We start from the raw sequence: 21,941 nt of genomic DNA on the forward strand, positions 1-21,941 counted from the left end.
TCAATTGAGTACGCTTTTTTACGCAGAAATTTAACAAGAGAAAGGTGGCAACAGATTGATTATTGATAATTTATTACTATGGAATGAATTCCGAGGATTACTAAATAACATCTACATTCAAATTTTTGTTTGGATTGTGATTGCAGATATTGTAACGGGAATCTGCAAAGGGATTTTTGTTAAAGAAACGAATAGTACGAAAGGTTTGATGGGGATTGTAAAACATCTGCTTGTTGTTGGCTTGGTTCTAATTGCTTACCCGTATTTGAAAATTATGGGTTTTGAGGGAGTAGCAACAGCATTTGTCTTTTCTTATATTGCTGTTTATGGCATTTCCGTGATTGAAAATCTAGGACAGTTAGGAATTCCTGTACCAGAATTTGTCAAAAACCGTTTTAGTAAATTAAAAGAGACATCAGAAAAACAAGGTGAAGAAAATGGAGGAAAAAAATAATGGTCAAAATTATTAATAATTCCGTTTGCCGAGGTGTGGCAGGTAAGCGGGCTGGGAGTGTAAAAGGGGTTGTCATCCACAACACTTGGACCAACACAACTGCTGAACAAGAAATGAATCGCTTGGCAAATATGACGCCTAAACAATTAGAAGCTGGATTTGCCCATTATTATGTGGATGAAAAGACAATTATTCGCACAGAAGATACTTACAATCGCGCATGGCATGTAGCAAATTCTGATGGGAACAATAGTTATTTAGGTTATGAAGTTCGTGGGAATCGTGAAACAGTGAAGGACATTTTTTTACAAGCAGAACAAAATGTTTTTTGGCAAGCTGCGATTGACTTGCATTATTATGGCTTACCAGTAAGCCGTGATACGGTCAAATGTCATCATCAGTTTTCAGCAACTGAGTGTCCGAAGCGATCTTTGATGGAACATTGCGGATACGATTCGACTTTTGCAGTACCAACAGAAATTACCGGTAAAATGCAAGATTACTTTATTACTCAAATCAAAAAATATTATGATAATCCAGCTTTGCAGCCAGATGGAAGTAGTGAAGGAAACAATGAACATGATGAAATTATTGCTGAAAGCCCTGCAAAAACGGTTAATGGTATGACAGCAAAATTAGAAAAATTCACTGAATATCCAGTCGGCTCATTCCGTGAAGCTGGTTGGGCACATGCAGGAAAAGAAAAATTTAACTACTGCTTTATTTTTTTGATGGATGCAACAAACGGTCAAGAAATTGACCGTCAAAAAGCAAAAGATATTGATCGTCCTGATGTGAACGCAGCTTACGGGTTATCAAGCGACAATAGACCGGGGTTTGATGGGAGTCTTGATATCACTAAACATACTGGTAAAAAAGCTTATGTTAAAATTCGTTTGACTAATGATGTTAATGGTAATACAGTAGGCGGTGCAAAAGACGTTGATTTCAAAGAATATGTTTTAACGATTCCAAAACGATAAAAATACACACAAACAAACTCTGAAATTTAACAGACAGAGAAAATTTATTTTCACAAATGTTGAGTAAATAAAATAGAAAAGTGTCTGAAACACGAATCAAAATGATTCTGCTTCAGACACTTTTTCATGAATAGATGGCGACCAAAAAGCAAGGCTTTCTTACAACTACTTACTTTTGTCCCCGTCTCGTTCTACATAGAAATAAAAATGATTCACTTAGGCTATCAACTGATATATCCATTATTTTTTAACGCTTTTTGATGTTCACAAGGTTCCCCAACGATTGTGAAATTAGTGATTCTAGCGCTTTCTTGTTGATTCGTCCAATCATAAGTGTAGTTTTTCCCAGTCCAGATGCTATCACAAGCAAAACAATGATATTCCACTTCAATTAGTCCAGCTGGATTTTCAGCTTGGATCCACCCAATACATTTAGCTGTGCCATTTGTAATCGTAGCTTGGTCTAAATCAAAATCATAAGGATTATAAGTAAATTCTGTTAAAGGTATCGCTTTAGTAGCTAGTGCTTTTGCTAATACTGGATCGACTGTAACTTTTTCTTCTGGCACTTGCTGCTCTGCTGATGTTTGTTTTTCTGGTTGCAGCTGTGTCGTTTGCTGGGTTGCTTCAGTAATTCCTTCATTTGAAGTGGTTGAAGAAGCAGTCTGTTGGACTATTTCTTGTGTTGATACGGATGGTTCTGTTTTTTCTTTTGAGGTCAGAAGTGGGAAGGTGAGTAACCCCAAGATAAAAACGCCAACTAACACTACAATTCCTGCCAATACACCCACAATCACTTGCCATGTTTTCATTCTTTTCTCCTCCATTCAAGTTTAATTTTATTCCTCAATTAACAGTCCGTAAATATAAAGTTTTGCTAATAAACATAAAATAAAAACCGAAATAGAACTATAAAGCAACGGATTGCTTTATTCACCATCCGAAGGTTGCTTCAATATTTTTCTGAACCTGTTGCGGATTGGTAGGCTTTTCACTTTGAAGTCTAGTTGAGTCAGCAGTTGTGGCATTTGCAGACGCTGGAACAGATTGCTTAACACGAGGGGCTTTTAATAATTCAAGATAATCTAATTATTTTTGCAACAATGTTTTGATTAAGTCCTATTGGGTAGTCTTTTCTGGAGATTTACTTTTTTGGTAAATTGATTGTAGTTGAGTGTTAGTTGTGATAATTATTATCGAAATGATTTTAGTTGTTGAAATGATTTCAATTGTGATTGCTGAATGTTCAGAATTATTCTTGGTAGCATAACTTACTAAAAACAACAGTGAACAAGTAAAGTTGCGGAATCAAAACTATTTTTTTATTCTTTTCATCGTTAAACATACTTTCCTTTTGAAGAGGCTTCCTTTTATTTAGTAGTAAAATACATAAAAATAATTTAGTGTGGTTCATTTAATTATTTTTTGAGTGAAAAGTTTCTCTTTTGGGTTGAAGAAGATGTATTGGTTTTCTTTTCTTTTCAGGATTTTCCTGAATAATGGTAAAATAAAGAAAAGGGGGGATGCGTGTTGGAACTTACGTTTTCCATGGTTAATCAAACCACGACGATTTCTTACGGCGAAACGTTAAGCAGTCTGTTAAAACCATTGGCTATCAGAGAACCAATCTTGTTCTTAACGAATCAGCGTTATTATGATTTGTTTTCAGAAAAGATGAATCAATTCTTTGCGGATCAGGCGAATATTGATTGGTATATTTGCACGAATAGTGCGCAATGCAATAACTTAACAGAGCTTGCGCATCTCTTAGACTATGTGAAACGTTTTCCGGAAAATCAACGACTGATCGTGATTGGATTTGGAAATGAAGGGATTATGGAATTAGCTAGTTTTTTTCAAAAACACACGATCCTTTCAACGAAACTTTGGTTGATTCCTGTATCTGCTCGTTCGTTTGGTGGAGCATTGACAAACAAACGCAGCATTTTACAGTCGCCTTATCAGGCTGTATTAGAAACAGAAAATTTGCCAGAACGAATTTTCTTTGACCAAACGATTAGTGATCGCCAAGTTGAAGGCAAACAGATCGACTTTTTGACGTTCGTTGTTTGTGGATTGATTTGTGATTATGGTTTCTTACAGAACTTGTACAAAAATTACTCAACACAGCAAAAATTACACAACGTACCTTTTGCTGGGATGCTCGAAGAAATGATTCATTTTTACCAGGAAGAGGCGGAAAATCTTGCAACTTATGGTAAACTATTTGAGCAAGCTTTTTATCTAACAGAAAACGGACATTTATTATCAGCAAGCATGAAAAAATTTTTAGGATTACTTTTTCAACTAGTTTGGAACATTGAGCGTAACGAGATTTCTTTTCAATTAAAAAATTTTTTTATTTGGTTGAAGCATCTTGGTTATCCAATTGATTGGCTGGAACAGTTATCTGAAGCTGAATATTTAGAAAATGTCTTGATTTTAGCAGAAAAAAGCAAAAAGATTCTTGTTTTAGAAAAAATTGGTATAATAGAAGGATACCATTCGCCAAATGAGAATGAATTGTTGAAAATGATGACAAGATATCAAAGGATTGTCAATGAGATTAGAGGGAATTGAATGAAAACATACAGTGAAAAAATGTTACAAGCCTTGTCTGAAGAAGATTTAGCACAGGCTCAACTATTACTTGTACAGGCGTTAAAGGAAGATCCAGCAGACGTTTTAGCTGAATTGGGTGAAGAATTGTTAGCGATTGGTTTTTTAGAAGAAGCAAAACAAATTTTTGAACAACTTGTAGCGCAATATCCTGAAAATGATGGCTTAAATATTCCATTAGCAGAAATTGCGATTGAAGATAATGAGATTGACGAAGCATTTACGTATCTAGAAAAGGTAAGTAAAGAAAGTGATTATTATCCGCAAGCGTTATTGGCAATTGCTGATTTGTATCAAGTAATTGGTATTCCAGAAGTAAGTGAAGCAAAGTTAAAAGAAGCTGCTAGTTTGCTTCCTGATGAACCTTTGATTCAATTTGCTTTAGCAGAATTGTATTTTTCAGTGGATCGCTTTAAAGAAGCTGCTGTCATTTATGACAACTTGTTAAATAGCCAGATCAAAGAAATTTCTGGCATTTCGATGCAAGAGCGTCTAGGCCAATCACTAAGCATGCAAGGCGAATTTGAGGCAGCAATCAAACCATTAGAGGCAGCATTAGAGGAAGATCGCACAGATGATCGATTGTTCCAGTTAGCTTTTACAAACTTACAATTAAAAGAAAACCAACAAGCAATCAATTACTTACAAGAACTACGAACAGTTAATCCTCAGTACCAATCGCTTTATCTGTATTTAGGACAAGCGCTACAGGAAGAAGAATTGATTGAAGAAGCACAAACGGTATTGGAGGAAGGAATCAAAGAAAATCCTTATCAAGTTGAATTGTATCATTTGGCTTCTGAAAATGCTTTTCGTTTGCGTGACAAAGAAAGTGCAGAAAAATTATTGTTGCAAGCTCTTGAACTAGGTGAAAAACAAGATGATACGTTATTGACTTTAAGTAATCTTTATTTAAATGAAGAACGTTATGAAGACGTTATTAATGCAGTCAACCAAATGGAAGAAACAGCAAATCCATATGCCGAATGGAATTTGGCTCATGCATATAATGAATTAGAAGATTTTGCTGTCGCAGCGCTCCATTACGAGCAGGCTTTCCACGAGTTGCAACATGAACCAGATTTCTTGAAAGAATACGCATTTTTCTTACGAGAAGAAGGAAAGCTGGATCAAGCAAAAGAACTATTAAAACATTACTTACATCATGAACCTGGAGATATGGAGGCCCTGTCTTTACTAGATGATCTATCATAAGGGGTGATCAAGATGTTTATAAATGTGCGGGAAAAAAAGAATTTTTTAACGTGGATGGTGAACCATGTTTCATTTAGTCGCCGTGAAGTTTTTTGGATTTTGAATTACTTGTCAAATCATGAAGCGATTTTGAAAAATGTTCATTTTGTTGAGGGGGCGGATCAAACTACCCGTGGGTTACAAATCAGTGACCTGTCTGTAGCTGGTGAACCGATGAAATTGTTTTTAAAAGGGAAAGTGTTTACGGATACAGATCAAATTTTTCACGAAATTCGATTGAATCGAACAGAACCGTTGTATGTGGAATGTTTCTTTGAAGACGCTTGGCAAACGAGTGAATATCTATCAATTTTAGAAGACAATCCTTTTGCTACTTGGGATTTAACGATTGCAGAAGAAGAAACAGAAGCAGTCGAAAGGTACTTCCATGCAAAAGAGCAAGAGGCCCAGTTAAAGATGCTTTACGCACAAATTGATCAAGCATTAGAAGACGGAAATAAGGATGCGTTTTTGAAACTATCCGATGAAGTCAATCGTCAAATTTTAGCAGATGCACAAAGAGCGTCAAATAAAAATGGTGTTAGCTAAACAAAGAGTTTGTGGCTCCAAGCGATTAGCTTCAAGCAATAAGGATACTTTTCATAAAAATAGCTCTCTCTATTTTTATAAAAAGAGGACTTATTGCCAAAGAAGCTGCTTGGGGAACACCGTGAATAAGGTTGTGGCGCAAAACGTTCAGCTCTGACAAGATAGCGAGCAAGCACTCAAAATAGCTCTTCATATTTTGAAGTGAATGAAAGCTATGTGGAGGAGTTGTTTGGGAACACCGTTTATTTAGAAGAAAGGGCTGTGACAATATTTTTGTCACAGCCCTTTTTTTTGTCTGAATCTCAATCGTTTGGTTTGAGGTCTCAAATAGGTGAAACCTTCACCGGCAACTTCATGAACATTGATGACTGAGATGAATGCTTGTTCATCAATTTCATGAATGATTTGCTTGGCAGAGGTCAATTCACTGGAACTAACAACTAAGTAAATCAATTTTTTTGAATGACCAGAAAAGCCACCTTCACCATTTAAAAAGGTGACGCCACGTTGTAATCCAGTCATCAATAAAGGCGCCAGTTCTTCGCTTTTATTTGAAACCACTAATAGACCTTTGGCAGAATAACCACCATCAAGAATCGAATCAACTACTCGACTAAACACATAAGAAACAATCAGGGTGTACATCATTCGCTTCAAATCAAGATAAGTTAATGAAGCAAGCAACACGATAATATCAAAAGTGAGTAATGAACGTCCCATAGAAATACCATAGTTTTTTTCTAAAATACGTGCGATGATATCACTACCGCCAGTCGTTCCTCCCATCCGATAGACCAAACCGCTACCCACGCCAGCAATAAGACCTGCTAATAAGGCAACAATCAATAAATCATGTTCTAAATTGATTTCGATGGGAACACGTTGCCAAACCCAAAGAGCAACTGATAAGGAAACAGTTCCTAAAATGGTGTATGCTAATGAACGTTTGCCAAGAATTTTTCCACCAATGAGAATCAACGGAATATTGATAAGCAAAGTTGTATAAGCGGGATCAATGCCAAAGAGTGCGCGTAAAATCAAAGTAATCCCCGAAACGCCACCTTCAGCTAAGTGGTTGGCGATATTTAAATAGACAAGTCCAAAGGCATAGATACTTGTTCCGATAATAATAAAGAAAACCTCTTTAATTGTTTTTGATACTGTCATGTGATCCCTGCTTTCGATAAAAATAGCTGAAAAAGTTAGAAAATTTTTTCAATTCAATATTTAATGTAGCATGGAATTTTCATTTTCACAATTGCTCTTAGCTATGTTTTGCTGTAAAGTTTTGTTAGGATAGTCTTGAAAGGGGAACGTTATGAAGAAAGAACGGACATTAAGAAGTATGCAGATGGAAGTGGATGAGTATATCCAGCAATTCAAGGTCGGTTATTTTTCCCCATTAGCTCAAATGGCACGCTTGACAGAAGAAGTCGGTGAGCTTGCGCGAGAAGTCAATCACTCTTATGGTGAAAAGGCGAAAAAGAAAACAGAGAAAGAAAATTCTGTCGCACAAGAGTTAGGTGATGTACTTTTTGTTACAATGATTATGGCTAATTCACTGGATATCGATTTGACAGAAATTTTCGAGAAAAATATGGAAAAATTCAATCAAAGAGATCGCTATCGTTTTGAGAGAAAAGATGGCCAAGTCGACGAAGGATAAACAGCCAATCAAAGAGAAATGCTAAAGAGGTAGAAAAAATGAAATTAGAACAATTACCGCTGGAGTACCAACGAGCGATTCCAGTTTTACAAAAATTAGAACATGCTGGGTATGAAGCTTACTTTGTAGGTGGAAGTGTTCGTGACATTTTATTGCATCAGGAAATTCATGATGTGGATATTGCAACGAGTGCGTTTCCACAAGAAATCAAAACGTTGTTCCCAAGAACGATTGATGTCGGTATTGAACACGGAACTGTTTTGGTGTTAGAAGAAGAGGAACAATATGAAATCACAACCTTTCGAACCGAATCAACTTACCAAGATTTTCGTCGCCCAGATAAAGTCGAATTTGTTCGTTCGCTTGAGGAAGATCTAAAGCGACGTGATTTTACAATCAATGCGTTTGCTTTAAAAGAAGATGGAAAGATTATCGACCTTTTTGATGGTTTAGATGATTTGCATAATCATGTTTTGCGAGCTGTAGGAAATCCTCATGAACGGTTTCATGAAGATGCATTACGAATGATGCGTGGGCTACGATTTATCAGTCAACTGGGCTTTGAATTAGAACCAGAAACACTTGAAGCAATCAAAGAAAATCATGCTTTGCTGGAAAAAATCTCAGTGGAGCGAGTCAATATCGAATTTGTTAAAATGTTACTGGGAAAAAATCGTCAAGCAGGTTTGCGGGCATTTGTCGAAACCGAATGTTACATCTATTGTCCTGGTTTAAGTGGAAAAGGGGAAGCATTACTACGAATGGCTGATTTGCCAGAAATCCCCTTGAAAACAGAAAGCAAAGCATGGGCACTATTGCTAAATCAATTGGATTTATCTGGTTCAGCAGTCCGACCTTTTTTAAAAGAATGGAAGTGTTCCAATCAAATGATTAAAGAGGTGCAGGCACTGGTTCAAGGTTTGGATTTACGTCAAGAAGGACCATTGTTGCCAACAGCTCTTTATCAGTTAGGTGAAACAGCAGCTGTTCAAGTAGAAGAGCTGATGGTTTACTTTGAGAAAATGCCTGAGCTTGCGAAAGTGAGACAAGCTTATCAAGAACTTCCAATCAAATCGTTACGAGAATTAGCAATTGATGGAAAAATTTTACTAGCTACGATGGATCGAAAACCGGGTCAATGGGTCAGTGAGGCGCTACAATCAGCAGAAGAGGCTGTCATTAACCAAGTAGTGAAAAATGAGCGGGAAGCATTATTGACTTACGTGAAGGAGCAACTAAGTAACTAGAGTGTGAAGAGAGGAACCATGACAAAAAAGTATTTTTGTAGCTCCTCTTGTCCTAACAGATGTTGTTTCCAAAACAACTTATTAATCTAGCCTCTGTTCACTTCAAAAGGTTGAAAGCTATTTGATGTTTGCTCGTTAACTTGTTGGAGCTAAACGTTTTGCGCCACAACCTTAACTACGGTGTTCTCCAAGTAACTCCTCGAAATAGCTTGCAGCCACTTCAAAATAAGTCTAAATTATTCAAAAAGTTAGGAAACAATTTCTGATAATTTATTCTTATTTGTTGGAGCTGAGCACTTCGTGTACAATCTTTTTTGAACCATGAAAAAGGTTTTGGTTCGCACCATGTTCTGACTGATTTTTAGAACTTAAAATGTGACCACTTACATTTGTTATGCTAAACTTGTAGTGCAATGCTGATTATTATTTGGAAGAAGGAGATTTTTTATGAAAAAAGAAATGACAGCGCTAAAATTTTATTTCCGTAATGGAGAAACTTGGACGATTGATCGTCGTCATATCGGTGACTTATGGATCAAACAAATTACAACGAGTTTTGGACGAATCAATGGAAGTGAATTTGTTGAAATTCATCCATGTGCTGGATTTAAAATCGAAATTTTTCAAGAAGGCGATTCAGTTGCAACTCATGACATCAACTTGGGTGGCTTAGAAATGGGTATGTTTAGCCGTGCGTTAAAATATGAAGATATTGAACGAATGGAAATTTTGTATCGTAATGGTGCGCCTGACATGGTTTATTTCCCTTATATGGACAAAGGAACAGAAGGTTTGGATAATCAATATCAATCAACAAAAATTAGTGAACAAACTGGAAGCTTGTACATCGTAATCAATCCTGAACAGCGTGTAGAAGAAGTTTACGGTCAATTTTTCGAATAGAGAAAGTAGTAAAATGTATTTGTTTTTTTCCTCGATAACAATGGGGCGAAAAATGAATACATTTTTTGCTATGTTTACTTGTAAAATTGCTTGGTATAATGGAACGAAAACTTCATTTTCGTTTTCTGAAAAAACTTTTTAATTTTTTTGCGGAAAACTTGCTATCTTGCATCTTTTGGAATAGAATAGGGTCTTGAAAAATCATTGTAAACAGCAAACAGGGCAGTAGTAAAACAAAAGTTGAATTTAGAGACAAGAATTCATAGTTTTGCTATCAGATGTGCAGTTTGTATATAGGAGATCTGAAAAATGAGAGAGAGTTTTGAAAAACAAAAAAGACTGTTGCATGATCGCTATGGGGCATTTTCGATGGAAGATCGTCGTCGGATTCTTTGCTATTTACGAAAGAAAAATATTTTAACGTATCGTCAAATGGAACGTTTGAAGCATGAATTACTTCGTTTAGAATCAAAACGAGTACAGTGTGAATTAGATGGCAATGAAGTACAAGCTGAAGCTGTCGAAAGTAAGATTTTGAAAAAAAAGGAACAATTTTTAAAGGTACTTGCACAAAATAAAAAATAGAGGAGATGGGCCATGGAATTTGCTGAGTTAGTAATCATCTTTGCTGTAACGATTACTGCATCAAATATAGTCAGCCGCATCTTACCGGTAATACCAGCACCATTAATTCAAATATTTCTTGGAGTTATTTTAGGTCTAACTGAATGGGGAGAATCCATCAGCTTTGAACCAGAATTGTTTCTGGTGATGATTATTGCTCCTTTATTGTTTCGTGAAGGTGAAAAAGCAGATGTTACGTCGATTCTTAAAAATTTTGATACGATTTTATTTTTAGCCTTTGGTGGGGTCATTTTGACGTTACTTGGCGTAGGGATGACACTGTCATTTTTATTACCAAGTTTGCCCTTTGCTGCCTGTTTTGCTTTTGGTGCGGCACTTGGCCCGACAGATGCCGTTGCCGTTAGTTCATTATCAGGACGAGTGAATATTCCCAAAAAAGCTATGCATATCTTAGAAGGCGAAGGATTGCTAAATGACGCATCAGGTGTTACAGCCTTCCAATTTGCTTTAGCTGCATTGATTACAGGCTCTTTTTCTGCAGTAAATGCAGGGGTGAGTCTAGTGATCTCAAGTTTGGGTGGGGCACTTGTTGGTTTCTTGTTGGTTTGGGTTAAACGAAAAGTAATCAATATGATTGAAAAAGCTTCGGCTAGAGATGTAACAGGGTATTTATTAATCGAACTTTTGCTACCCTTTTTAGCTTATGTGTTAGCAGAAGTTTTTGGTGTTTCGGGAATTATTTCCGCGGTCGTTGCTGGAATATTACAAGCATCCAGTTTTCGGAAAATCACGATTTTTGATGCGGAGTTATCTAGTTTATCCAATAGCACTTGGACAACTGTGACATTTACGTTGAATGCACTCGTGTTTATTTTCTTAGGAATTGAATTGACGCAAGTCTTTTCTCCTGTTTGGGAAAATGGGTTATATTCTAACTGGATGTTGATTCTTGTCATTTTGTTGATCTCAGTTATGTTATTTGTTATTCGTTTTGTTTCAATTACAGCTTTTTATTTATTTAAAGGTGGTTTAACCAGATTTAAAGAGGAACTCAACGAAATTTTAATTTTAACCTTTGGTGGAGTTAAGGGAACAGTCAGTTTAGCAACGATTTTTATTTTGCCGCTAACAATTAATGGAATGGTCTTTCACCAACGATCATTGCTGTTGTTCTTAACTGCAGGAGTTATCTTGGTTACATTAGTTGTGGGGATACTCGCACTACCAATTTTAACTGAAGAACAAGAAATAAATGGAACAGATTTAAACGCACTGATGATTTTAGAAGAAGTTGTTGAAAGTTTGCGTCAAGAGGCAAAAGAATTACCGAAAAATTCGAAAGAGTATCTGGCAACAGAAGCTGTGATTGAAAATTATCAAGAGCGAATTCGAGAACTGTACTTTGAAGACTTAACGGAAGATGAAAAACAAGAAGTGCAAGAAATCCAAGCACTTATTTTATCGATTGAACGAGATGGCTTAGATGAAAGCTATCGTTCAGGAAAATTGACAGTCAATGGTTATCGTTTCTATTCACGATTTTTATCACGTTTTGAACGCTCAATCACAGGTGAGATTCTCTCATTCATCGGTTTTTGGCTATTATTTGTTCGTCGAGTGATTCGAATTATTTTACATCCAAAAATGTTTTGGGAACGTCGTAAAAGAGAACAACAAACAATTGTTACGAAAAAAGATATTAGTGATGTAAGAGATGTTTATCATAAAAACACGCAATTAATCATCGAAAGTTTGGATAACTTAACAGATGTGTATGGCGATGTGATGATTCAATTTTTTATTGAACAAAGAAAAGCGCAAGAAATGCGTATGATGTCGAAAAACTTTTTCTCTACGATGATGATTCAACAAGAAACTTTGTTTACGAAAAAAATGCTTCGAGGCTACTATTTAGAACGAAAAGTTGTTGATGAATACGAAGTTGCTGAAAAAATTACGACTTTTTCAGCGAATGATTATCGAAAAAATATCAATCTTTTAGAGTCCTATACAATGAACAAACCAGCTGATGCTTCACCTTTACGATTTGCGTATAGTCGAAAAAAGCGTGAGCTGCAAACGAAAAAATTGAAGCAACAGGTTCACGACAAATAATTGATGTAAGTAATGGCATTAAGCAAGCTTGAAAGAAAAATCATGGTGATTTTTCTTTCAAGTTTGCTTTTTTATTTTTGAAAACAGTTAAGTGAAAAAGTCTCATTATTCATATGGATTTTATGATACAATAACCGAGATAAGGAGGGGACAAGTTGAAAGAATTAAAAGTAACTGACCTCAAAAAAACTTACGGCGAAAAAGATTTGTTTAATCAAATTTCTTTTTTGATTCATGAAAAAGATCGGATTGGATTAATTGGAACGAATGGTACTGGTAAAACCAGTCTCTTAAATATCTTAGCCGGCATAGATAGTGGTGATGGTGATCGTCAAACAGTTTTTTATCCGACGAATTATCGAATAGGCTATTTGTCACAATCAACAGATTTTTCAGATGAGTTAACCGTTCTACAAGCAGTTTTCCAAGGAACAAGTCCACTCATTCGAACGGTACGTGCTTATGAAGAAGCTTTGTTACGTTTAAGTGCTAATGGGGATGATCCACTCGCACAAAAACAGTATGCACAAGCGGAAGAAGCAATGAATAAAGAAGACGCTTGGACAACAGATACCAATGCAAAAATTATTTTGCAAAAACTAGGTATCAGTGAATTAGACAAAAAAATCGGCGCACTTTCTGGTGGTCAAAAGAAACGCGTGAGCTTAGCTCAGGTCTTGATTGATGAACCAGATTTGTTATTGTTAGATGAACCAACAAACCATTTGGATTATGCAGCAATTGAATGGCTTGAATCATATTTGAAACAGTATCGTGGCGCATTGCTAATGGTTACCCATGATCGTTATTTCTTAGATCGAGTGACGAATCGAATCTTTGAGTTGGCATTTGGAGAGCTTCATGAATATAAAGGAAATTATGAAGCCTATGTTCTAGAAAAAGCGGAGCGAGATCGTGTAGAAGTCGAACAAGAAGAAAAACGTAAACGACTATATAAGCAAGAACTTTCTTGGATTCGCGCGGGTGTGCAAGCACGAGGAACAAAGCAGCAAGCCCGAATCAATCGCTTTGAAGATTTAAAAGAAAACTTGTATCAGGTAAACCAAGAAGCGGACCTTGAATTGAACATCGCAACACAGCGTCTTGGAAAAAAAGTTTTAGAAATCAAAGATGGCTATTATTCCATTAACAACCAAATTTTATTAGCTGATTTACAATTATTGATTCAAGCAAAAGAACGACTAGGAATTACTGGGAAAAATGGCGCCGGAAAATCCACCTTGTTAAATATTTTGGCAGGGCGAATGACTTTGGATAGTGGCACGTATTCTATTGGTGAAACAGTCCGATTAGCATACTACACACAGGAAAACGAGGAAATGGCACCAGACCAACGAATGATTTCTTATTTGCAAGAAGCTGCAGAAGAAGTTAAAACTGCTGACGGTGCTCAAATCGGTGTAGCCGAATTATTGGAACGATTTTTATTCCCACGGTATATGCACGGTACTCGAATCGGCAAACTTTCTGGTGGAGAAAAACGACGTTTATATTTATTAAAACTCTTGATTCAGCAGCCAAATGTTTTATTATTAGATGAACCAACCAATGATTTAGACATTGCAACATTAACTATTTTAGAAGATTATTTTCGAACATTTCCAGGTGCAGTTATCACTGTGTCCCATGATCGTTATTTCTTAGACAAAGTAGTCGATAAGTTACTTGTTTTTCAAGGCAACGGCAAGCAAGAGCTTTTTTACGGAGATATGTCTGACTATTTACAAAAGCAAAAAGAAGAAGATAAAGTAGTCATTGCTAAAGCAAAGCCAAAAGCTACACCAAAAGACGAAGCCAAAAAGAAAAAGCTCTCTTACATGGAACAAAAAGAATGGGCAACCATTGAAGATGATATCGCAGAGTTGGAAAATAAACTGGATGAACTGCAAGAAGAAATGAACCATCAAGGAGATGACTTTACACGTCTCCAAGAATTACAAAAAGAAGTGAGTTTGACAGAAGGACAACTGGAAGAAAAAATGGCTCGCTGGGAGTATCTTAGTGAGTGGGCCGATAATTAGGAGGAGAATGAATGGAACAAGCTTATCTTGATTTAGGAAAAAAGTTGTTAGAAGAAGGAAACCAAAAAGGTGATCGAACAGGGACAGGTACGCTTAGTACTTTCGGCTATCAAATGCGCTTTGATTTACAAAAAGGCTTTCCTTTATTAACAACCAAAAGAGTCCCATTTGGTCTCATTAAAAGTGAGTTACTCTGGTTTTTAAAAGGAGATACGAATATCCGTTATCTTTTAGAAAATAATAATCACATTTGGGATGAATGGGCGTTTGAACGCTACATCAAAAGTGAGGACTACACTGGTCCAGATATGACAGACTTTGGTCATCGAAGCTTAGTTGATGAAGCATTTAATGAACTTTATCAAGAACAAAGTAAACTATTTTGCGAAAAAATTATTAATGATCCAGAATTTGCAGCTGAATATGGCGACTTAGGTCATATTTACGGGTACCAATGGCGTCATTGGGAAACAAAAGATGGTCGTTTTATTGATCAGATTAAAGAAGTAATCGAAGCAATCAAAACAACACCAGATTCTCGACGTTTAATTGTTTCAGCGTGGAATCCTGAAGATGTTCCAAGTATGGCGTTACCTCCTTGCCATACCATGTTTCAGTTTTACGTCTTTGAAGGTCGTTTAAGTTGTCAATTATATCAACGAAGTGGTGATGTATTCTTAGGTGTTCCATTCAACATTGCTAGCTACGCGTTGCTTACTCATTTGATTGCACATGAAACAGGATTGGAAGTCGGAGAGTTTGTTCATACGCTAGGCGATGCGCATTTGTATTCTAATCACGTAGAACAAATGAAAGAACAGTTAAGTCGTGAAGTACGTGAGTTTCCAACATTAAGTCTGAATCCAGAAAAACAATCTGTATTCGATTTTGAAATGGATGATATCCAATTGGAAGGATACCAACCACATCCAGCAATTAAAGCACCGATTGCTGTGTAAGAAAGGATGAGAAGATGCTAGCTGCAATTTGGGCACAAGATGAAAATGGATTGATTGGTAAAAATGATCAACTTCCTTGGCGATTACCGAATGATTTGAAATTTTTTAAACAAACAACTGAATCAAATATTTTAGTAATGGGAAGAAAAACGTTTGAAGGTATGGGCAGTCGACCATTGCCAAATCGCCAAACAATTGTCCTTACGCATGATAAAAATTATCAAGCAGAGGGCGTAACCATCATGCACGAGTTAGAAGAAGTCCTTGCTTTTGAAAAAGAAGCAGACGGAATCGTCTTTATCGCTGGTGGTGCTGCTATTTACCAAGAATTTTTACCTTACTGTAGTATATTGTATCGCACCGTGATTCAGCACGCATTTGAGGGTGATACTTATTTTCCTGCCGTTAATTGGGAAGACTGGTCACTAATCAATGTCAGCACAGGTGAAGTGAACGACTTCAATCCGTATGCACATCAATTTGAAACGTACCAACGAAACGAAAAATAATGTCGACAAGCAAATTTAATTTTGTTTGTACGCATAAAAAAAGAACTTTACGCGAATTAGGCGCAAAGTTCTTTTTTATTTACCTATTTTAAAAAATCAAGTGAAAAATAAAACAGAAAAGTACATAAAGCCTGCACCTAACATAACAAAAAGGTGCCATACGACGTGCATGAAGCGAACGGATTTCAAACTATAGAAGAAGGCACCCACTGTATAAGAAAGTCCACCTAAAACCATTAGCGAAATCCCTACTAAACCTAGTGAATGGTAAAGGGGAACTGCAGCAATCAAACAAAGCCAGCCCATCACGATATAAATAAAGGTTGAAACTTTTGATACCGTTTCCTTTTTGTGTAAGGTTAGTGACTTATAGACGATTCCTGCAATCGCGAATACCCAAATCAAACCAAAAAGCGTCCAGCCTAGCCAACCTTTCACACTTAAGAGACAAAATGGTGTATAGCTTCCGGCAATCAATAGGAAAATGGAGCTATGATCAAAGACCTGAAAAACACCTTTTGCTTTGGTAAAAATCAATGAATGAAACAACGTTGAAGTTAAAAATAAAAGAATCATCATTGATCCGTAAATCGCATAAGTGACAACATGAAGGGGAGAATGAAGATGCGCGCCTTTGACGAGTAAAATGACTAAGCCAGCGATACTTAGTCCAGCACCAATTCCGTGAGTGATCGCATTAAAAACTTCGTTGACAATCAAGTAACTGCGACTAAATTTTGTTTTTTCCATGAAAACGGCTCCTTTGTTTGACGTATTTAATGAAAAATCATTGTTTGTCTGTTATACTAAAAAAAGAAATTGCCTTGAATGTAAGTTTAACATGAATAAGGCAGCTGTTAAAGGAAGAGTGAGAAAACAATGACAAATGTAAAAATTGTAACAGATTCTTCTTGTACAATGGAAAAAAATGTACGAGACACTTTAAATATTCATGTCATGCCACTATCAGTAATGATTGATGGCGTTATGTATCCTGATGACGATCAGTTAGATGGAGAAACATTCATGCAGATGATGTCTACTGCTAAAGCTTTACCAAAAACGAGCCAACCACCAATTGGCGAATTTGTTTCATTATATGATGAATTGGGTAAAGATGGTAGCGAAATTATTTCCATTCACATGACAAAAGGATTAAGTGGAACTGTGGAAGCTGCGCGTCAAGCGAGCAATTTAACTAAAAGTAAAGTAACAGTTATTGATAGCGATACAACAGATCAAGGTTTGTCTTTCCAAGTCATTCAAGCAGCAAAATTAGCAAAAGAAGGCAAATCTTCAACTGAAATTTTAGCTGAAATCAAAAAAATTAGCGACAACACCAAATTATATATTGGAATTGCTACCTTAGATAACTTAGTCAAAGGTGGACGAATCAGTCGTGCGACAGGGCTGCTGTCAAGTATGTTGAATATTCGTGTGGTCATGAATTTTACTCATGGAGATTTGATTCCAGTTGCCAAGGGCCGAGGAAAGAAAACTTTTGACAAATGGTTTGATAGTTTGAAAAAAGAACTAAAAGAGTTACCTAATGTTCATCAAATTGCGATCTCCCACGCTGATGCAAAAGAATTAGCATTAGAGTTCAAAGAAGGTCTACAAGAACTATTTCCTGAAATGCATATCCCAGTTTTACAGACAAATCCAGTAATTGCTACACATGCGGGTAAAGGTGCTTTTGCGATCATGTATTATGTCGATTAACAACTTATAGAGTAAGAAAAGAACTAGTTGAGTGGCATGTTCATTTCACTAGTTCTTTTTGTGTGCATTTTTTGAAAAAAAGATAAATTCCTATGATTTGTTTCGAAAGACTACCTTTTTCAAATAACTTTTGATAAGATTAGACACAATTGAAGACAGAGGTGAGAAAATGAAATTACTCAAGAGATATGGATTATTTTTTATTCCAATCGTCATTGCAGTCATCGTTTTCGCTGGATTATCACTGAGTATTCCGAAAGCAGAACCCTTAGTAAAGCCATCAGTTGCGACTAAAAAAACGTCGAACATGAAAAGTAAACTTCATTATGTAGCGATTGGTGATTCTTTAACCGAGGGAGTGGGAGACCAAACCAAACAAGGAGGTTTTGTTCCGCTAGTTGCAAATGATTTACGAGAAGACTATCAGCTGAAGACTGTTGAAACAGAAAATTATGGTGTCAATGGCGAACGAAGTGACCAGATACTTAAGCGAGTGAAGGAAAAAGAAACAATTCAAACAAACATTAAGACCGCTGACATTATCACATTGACTGTGGGTGGAAATGATTTGATGAAGGTGATTCAAAATAATTTTTTTGGGTTAACAACACGATCTTTTAAAAAACCTTTAAAAAACTATCAAGAAAATGTGACTGAACTTTTAGCAGAGATCCGAGAGCTAAACCCAAATGCGCCTATCTATGTTCTAGGTATTTACAATCCTTTTTATTTGAACTTTCCAGAAATCACAGATATGCAAACGATTGTAGATAATTGGAATCAAGGAACAGAAGCCATGGTCAAAGAAACGGATCACTGCTATTTTATTCCAATCAACGATTTACTATATCAGGGGTTAGATCAAAAAGTTGGTGTAGCTGAAGAACAAACAAATACAACAGATAGTATGGCAGAAAGCTTGAATGATATAAAAAATAATGTTTTGTATGAAGAGGATCATTTTCATCCAAACAACTTGGGCTATCAATTGATGGCAAATGCAGTAAAAGAAAAATTAGTTGCAACCAAAGAACAGTGGCTGATAAAGGAGGGTGACAAATGACAGAATCAGAAAATCCAAAGAAATCAGAAGTAGAAGTGAAAGAACCCTTGAACGAAAAACAAAGTCAAGCATCGAATTATTGGCGAATGGCTTTCTTGATTCTATTAGGTGTCGTGGTTGGTATCACCATTTTTCTAGGCGTTCGAATTTTTTCGAGCCAACCTGAGTACAAAAACATGCCAGAAATTACGGCAATCGAAGGCGAACCAGTCCTGACAATTAATTCAAATAAAGAAAAAGTCAATCAGTTGATTAGTTTTTTCTTAAGTGATTTTCAAAAAGAAGGCGACATTGAGTATAAATTTTATTTAGAAAATGAAGCCATGTTAAATGGTCAGTTTGAAGTATTAGGTTTTCCAGTGAATTTTTATCTCTATTTTGAACCCTATGTTATGGAAAATGGAAACGTTCAGCTGAAAGCAAAAAGTTTATCCATCGGCACATTAAGTTTGCCAATCAAAGATGTGATGAACATGGTTAAACGTAATTATAATTTACCTAAATGGGTCGAGATTGATACGAAAGACTTAACAGTCATGCTTCGACTAGATAAATTTAGAATGCAAAATGGCATGTATATCAAAGCAGATAAAATAAATTTAGTAGACGATGATATTCGTTTTAGTCTATACTTACCCGCAAGTGAAGAAACAACAAAAGAAAGTTCAAATCAATAAGTGAAATCAAAATAGATAAATAAAAGGAGGGCTTTGATGGAACGTGCAATTTTTGCAGGTGGCTGCTTTTGGTGTATGATTCAGCCATTTGACAGTTTACCAGGTATCTACTCAATTATGTCAGGATATACTGGCGGACAACTGGCTAATCCAACCTATGAACAAGTGAAGAGCCAAACAACTGGCCATACAGAAGCAGTTGAAATCATTTATGATCCACAAGTGATTTCCTATCAAGAATTAGTCGAGTTTTATTGGGAACAAACCGATCCAACTGATGCGTTTGGACAGTTTGAAGACCGAGGAAGTAGTTATCGACCTGTCATTTTTTATTCAACAAAAGAGCAACAAACGATTGCAGAAAAAAGCAAACAACGCTTAGCTGAGAGTGGTCGTTTTACAGAAAAAATTGTGACGACCATTGAGCCAGCACAGCCATTTTATTTGGCTGAAGTTGATCATCAAGACTACTATAAAAAGAATCCAGAAAACTTTGCACGCAATCATGCAAGAAGAGCGGCTTTTGTCGAGGAAAATTGGGGGAATCATCAGTGAATCGAAGTTTTTACCATTATTTAATGACTCTTCGTGGACCAAATCAGCTAGATCAAGTGACTGAATTTGCAAATGAAGCAGGAAAAGATATTCAATTTCCAAAACATAGTTCAGACTATGAAGAACTCTCTGATTATTTGGAAATGAATGTGGACTATTTAACTTCCATGGATGTATTTGATGCGGCTTGGGAACAATATTTGGAAAACAATCATGCTTCTTAAGCTTTTGTTTGTCTTTGAAAAAAAGATTAATTTCATCTCTTAGTCGCAATTTGTTTGAAATTTTTCTATAATAAAAGCAGAACTACAAATGAGGGATGAATGTTGACAACAAAACAGAAGTGGACGAATCGTTTTTGGTTAGCTGTGAAATATTTACTGATTTCGATTTTTCTGGCATTTATTTTACGTGGCTTTCTTTTTATTCCAGTACCAGTTGAAGGAAATTCAATGGAAAATACGTTGAGTCAAGGAAATATGACGGTGATGGAGAAATTTACCGAGATCAAACGATTTGATGTCGTCGTTTTTCAATTGGCAGATGGCACGATTTATATCAAACGAGTGATTGGCTTACCAGGTGAAACGATCAGCTACCAAAATGATACATTACAAATCAATGGAAAAGATATCAAAGAACCATTTTTAAGTAAAAATATCCAATCAGATCATGAGACTGCACCGTATACGACCGATTTCACCTTGCAAGGATTGACTGGGGAAGAAAAATTAGCTGAAGATAATTATTTCGTAATGGGAGACAATCGACGAATTTCAAAAGACAGTCGTTCTTTTGGTACGATTTCTCGTGAAGATATCTTGGGTAAGGCACGTATGGTGTACTATCCTTTAAGTGAAATCAAATGGATCAAATAATTGATGGCTTGAAATAGTATCAGTCAAAAAGACAATTGAATGAGATCAATTGTCTTTTTTTTGTTTTTTTAAATATAGCTAAAGTTATCTTTGGACAACTCACATTCGCTTATGTTAACGTTTTCTTAGAGAGGTAAAATTTTTTTGTTAGTTGTTTTATCTTATCTTTTTTTCGAGGAGGTGAAAATGGAAAAGAGAGCTGGAAGAATTTGTTTAAAAGAAAAAATAAAACAAAAAAGGAGAAAGAAAATGAAAAAGATGATTGGATTATTTTTTACTTTATTTTTATTGTTTCCTCAAGTAATGGTTCACGCAGATGAAGCAAGTCAAGCAGTTGACGCAAAAAGTAGTGAGAAAAACCAGCAAATGGAATATACAATTACTAGAAATATTATAGTAGGCTCATTTACTGAGGGTTGGGGAGTCGAGGGCATGAGAGTAACAGAAGATGCAATTGAATTTGATGTTAACATGGGAGATGATCTTTACCAGTGTGGGAACCCGATTGAGGTACAGACTTTATCCAGTGGACCAAGGGGTCAGTATCAAGTGGAGGGCAAACGAATTCTTCGTGAAAAGAAAAATGGGCAACGCTATTACACGATTCGATTTGACAAAAGCCAATACATAAATGGTTCTAATACAGTTATCCATATAAAGACAATTGTAGATTTTGACTTTGTTTACAACGAGCTGGTCATTAATCTAAATACAAAAATACCAGAAAATTACAATGACATACTTGTTTCGATTCAAAGCAAAATGGATAATTGGAAAGTTGTTGATTGGGATGAAACACATAACGTAGCTGTGAGTTGGAACAATGATGGGAATAGTAATCAAAAGTGGTATTTAAAATATCATGCAGCAAAAAATGCTTACAGTATCCATAGTTATAAACAAACTGCATATAGTTTGTTAGAAAATAGTGATAAAAAGGTTGGCGTCAAACCCAATGTTAGTAATAACGATAGTGCACTGTGGCAACTGATTTGGGAAAGTAGTCAAACCAACGGCGAAGCATTTTTCTTGAAGAACGTAAAAAGTGGACATGTAATGGATATTCAAAAAAGCAATCTAGATGGTGGAAATATCATCACCTTTAATAAGACAGGGACAGAAAATCAAAAATTTATTTTACATATTGAAGGCTACAAATAA

The 21,941-nt window shown here is 36.0% G+C and carries 23 protein-coding genes; 20 read left to right on the top strand and 3 right to left on the bottom strand.

Annotated features, from left to right (window positions below; all coding sequences use genetic code 11):
- The first annotated feature begins 55 nt into the window (after positions 1–55).
- Together IGJ76_RS04415 and IGJ76_RS04420 are read left to right on the top strand one after the other, a co-directional pair.
- The gene (locus IGJ76_RS04415) at positions 56–454 is read left to right on the top strand and encodes a phage holin family protein (RefSeq protein WP_430596753.1); all 399 of its coding nucleotides are present in this window, start codon (positions 56–58) and stop codon (positions 452–454) included.
- Complete coding sequence (locus IGJ76_RS04420; RefSeq protein ID WP_430596754.1) at positions 454–1,437, top strand: peptidoglycan recognition protein family protein; 984 nt, start codon at positions 454–456, stop codon at positions 1,435–1,437. Before IGJ76_RS04415 ends, IGJ76_RS04420 begins: the two co-directional genes overlap by 1 nt.
- Before the next feature lie 224 nt (positions 1,438–1,661).
- Here IGJ76_RS04420 and IGJ76_RS04425 read toward each other — a convergent pair whose 3' ends face one another.
- Positions 1,662–2,249 (bottom strand): cell envelope integrity protein TolA, encoded by a 588-nt coding sequence (locus IGJ76_RS04425; RefSeq protein WP_067484931.1) that lies wholly within the window; start codon positions 2,247–2,249, stop codon positions 1,662–1,664.
- A 736-nt stretch (positions 2,250–2,985) separates the two neighbouring features.
- On the opposite strand from IGJ76_RS04425, the gene IGJ76_RS04430 reads away from it, so the two are divergent.
- Genes IGJ76_RS04430 through IGJ76_RS04440 form a run of 3 tightly spaced genes read left to right on the top strand, consistent with a single transcriptional unit; the run spans position 2,986 to position 5,859 of the window.
- Positions 2,986–4,017: a hypothetical protein gene (locus IGJ76_RS04430; protein WP_086271109.1), complete on the top strand. Its 1,032-nt coding sequence runs from the start codon at positions 2,986–2,988 to the stop codon at positions 4,015–4,017.
- Positions 4,018–5,271, top strand: a complete 1,254-nt coding sequence (locus IGJ76_RS04435) for a tetratricopeptide repeat protein (RefSeq protein ID WP_075491761.1) — start codon at positions 4,018–4,020, stop codon at positions 5,269–5,271.
- Between the two features lie 12 nt (positions 5,272–5,283).
- Positions 5,284–5,859 (top strand): ReoY family proteolytic degradation factor, encoded by a 576-nt coding sequence (locus IGJ76_RS04440; RefSeq protein WP_071869071.1) that lies wholly within the window; start codon positions 5,284–5,286, stop codon positions 5,857–5,859.
- A gap of 276 nt (positions 5,860–6,135) precedes the next feature.
- Here the strand turns inward: IGJ76_RS04440 and IGJ76_RS04445 are convergent, their stop codons facing one another.
- The gene (locus IGJ76_RS04445) at positions 6,136–7,026 is read right to left on the bottom strand and encodes a YitT family protein (RefSeq protein ID WP_067484940.1); all 891 of its coding nucleotides are present in this window, start codon (positions 7,024–7,026) and stop codon (positions 6,136–6,138) included.
- Positions 7,027–7,177: 151 nt separating this feature from the next.
- Between IGJ76_RS04445 and IGJ76_RS04450 the strand changes: the two genes are divergently transcribed.
- From IGJ76_RS04450 to IGJ76_RS04485, 8 genes are all read left to right on the top strand, one after another.
- A complete protein-coding gene (locus IGJ76_RS04450; RefSeq protein ID WP_071869072.1) occupies positions 7,178–7,525 on the top strand; it encodes a nucleotide pyrophosphohydrolase in 348 nt (115 codons plus the stop codon).
- A gap of 38 nt (positions 7,526–7,563) precedes the next feature.
- The gene (locus IGJ76_RS04455) at positions 7,564–8,772 is read left to right on the top strand and encodes a CCA tRNA nucleotidyltransferase (RefSeq protein ID WP_284590874.1); all 1,209 of its coding nucleotides are present in this window, start codon (positions 7,564–7,566) and stop codon (positions 8,770–8,772) included.
- A 447-nt stretch (positions 8,773–9,219) separates the two neighbouring features.
- The gene (locus IGJ76_RS04460) at positions 9,220–9,675 is read left to right on the top strand and encodes a hypothetical protein (RefSeq protein ID WP_067484949.1); all 456 of its coding nucleotides are present in this window, start codon (positions 9,220–9,222) and stop codon (positions 9,673–9,675) included.
- Positions 9,676–9,984: 309 nt separating this feature from the next.
- The gene (locus IGJ76_RS04465) at positions 9,985–10,260 is read left to right on the top strand and encodes a hypothetical protein (protein WP_067484952.1); all 276 of its coding nucleotides are present in this window, start codon (positions 9,985–9,987) and stop codon (positions 10,258–10,260) included.
- A gap of 12 nt (positions 10,261–10,272) precedes the next feature.
- Positions 10,273–12,375 carry a cation:proton antiporter gene (locus IGJ76_RS04470; protein ID WP_067484955.1) on the top strand — a complete coding sequence of 701 codons (2,103 nt, stop codon included), beginning with the start codon at positions 10,273–10,275 and terminating at the stop codon, positions 12,373–12,375.
- Between the two features lie 155 nt (positions 12,376–12,530).
- Positions 12,531–14,417 carry an ABC-F family ATP-binding cassette domain-containing protein gene (locus IGJ76_RS04475; protein ID WP_071869073.1) on the top strand — a complete coding sequence of 629 codons (1,887 nt, stop codon included), beginning with the start codon at positions 12,531–12,533 and terminating at the stop codon, positions 14,415–14,417.
- Positions 14,418–14,428: 11 nt separating this feature from the next.
- The gene (locus IGJ76_RS04480; protein WP_067484961.1) at positions 14,429–15,376 is read left to right on the top strand and encodes a thymidylate synthase; all 948 of its coding nucleotides are present in this window, start codon (positions 14,429–14,431) and stop codon (positions 15,374–15,376) included.
- 14 nt (positions 15,377–15,390) lie between these two features.
- Positions 15,391–15,885, top strand: coding sequence for a dihydrofolate reductase (locus IGJ76_RS04485; RefSeq protein ID WP_075491763.1), 495 nt, complete (start codon positions 15,391–15,393; stop codon positions 15,883–15,885).
- A 96-nt stretch (positions 15,886–15,981) separates the two neighbouring features.
- On the opposite strand, the gene trhA is transcribed toward IGJ76_RS04485, so the two are convergent.
- Positions 15,982–16,635, bottom strand: coding sequence for a PAQR family membrane homeostasis protein TrhA (trhA, locus tag IGJ76_RS04490; protein WP_067484965.1), 654 nt, complete (start codon positions 16,633–16,635; stop codon positions 15,982–15,984).
- 129 nt (positions 16,636–16,764) lie between these two features.
- On the opposite strand from trhA, the gene IGJ76_RS04495 reads away from it, so the two are divergent.
- The 7 genes from IGJ76_RS04495 (at position 16,765) to IGJ76_RS04525 (ending at position 21,941) form a co-directional block, all read left to right on the top strand.
- Positions 16,765–17,607, top strand: coding sequence for a DegV family protein (locus IGJ76_RS04495; protein ID WP_075491765.1), 843 nt, complete (start codon positions 16,765–16,767; stop codon positions 17,605–17,607).
- Between the two features lie 169 nt (positions 17,608–17,776).
- Complete coding sequence (locus IGJ76_RS04500; RefSeq protein ID WP_067484969.1) at positions 17,777–18,670, top strand: SGNH/GDSL hydrolase family protein; 894 nt, start codon at positions 17,777–17,779, stop codon at positions 18,668–18,670.
- Entirely contained in the window at positions 18,667–19,347 is a 681-nt protein-coding gene (locus tag IGJ76_RS04505; RefSeq protein ID WP_082904106.1) for a YpmS family protein, read from the top strand. Before IGJ76_RS04500 ends, IGJ76_RS04505 begins: the two co-directional genes overlap by 4 nt.
- 36 nt (positions 19,348–19,383) lie before the next feature.
- Positions 19,384–19,902, top strand: a complete 519-nt coding sequence (gene msrA, locus IGJ76_RS04510) for a peptide-methionine (S)-S-oxide reductase MsrA (RefSeq protein WP_430596755.1) — start codon at positions 19,384–19,386, stop codon at positions 19,900–19,902.
- Positions 19,899–20,126 carry a YozE family protein gene (locus IGJ76_RS04515; protein ID WP_067484975.1) on the top strand — a complete coding sequence of 76 codons (228 nt, stop codon included), beginning with the start codon at positions 19,899–19,901 and terminating at the stop codon, positions 20,124–20,126. Before msrA ends, IGJ76_RS04515 begins: the two co-directional genes overlap by 4 nt.
- 99 nt (positions 20,127–20,225) lie before the next feature.
- Complete coding sequence (gene lepB / locus IGJ76_RS04520; RefSeq protein WP_067484978.1) at positions 20,226–20,780, top strand: signal peptidase I; 555 nt, start codon at positions 20,226–20,228, stop codon at positions 20,778–20,780.
- Positions 20,781–21,029: 249 nt separating this feature from the next.
- The gene (locus IGJ76_RS04525) at positions 21,030–21,941 is read left to right on the top strand and encodes an RICIN domain-containing protein (RefSeq protein WP_143139936.1); all 912 of its coding nucleotides are present in this window, start codon (positions 21,030–21,032) and stop codon (positions 21,939–21,941) included.

The sequence above is a fragment of the Enterococcus sp. DIV0175 genome (assembly GCF_050529075.1).
GTDB lineage: Bacteria > Bacillota > Bacilli > Lactobacillales > Enterococcaceae > Enterococcus_B > Enterococcus_B thailandicus.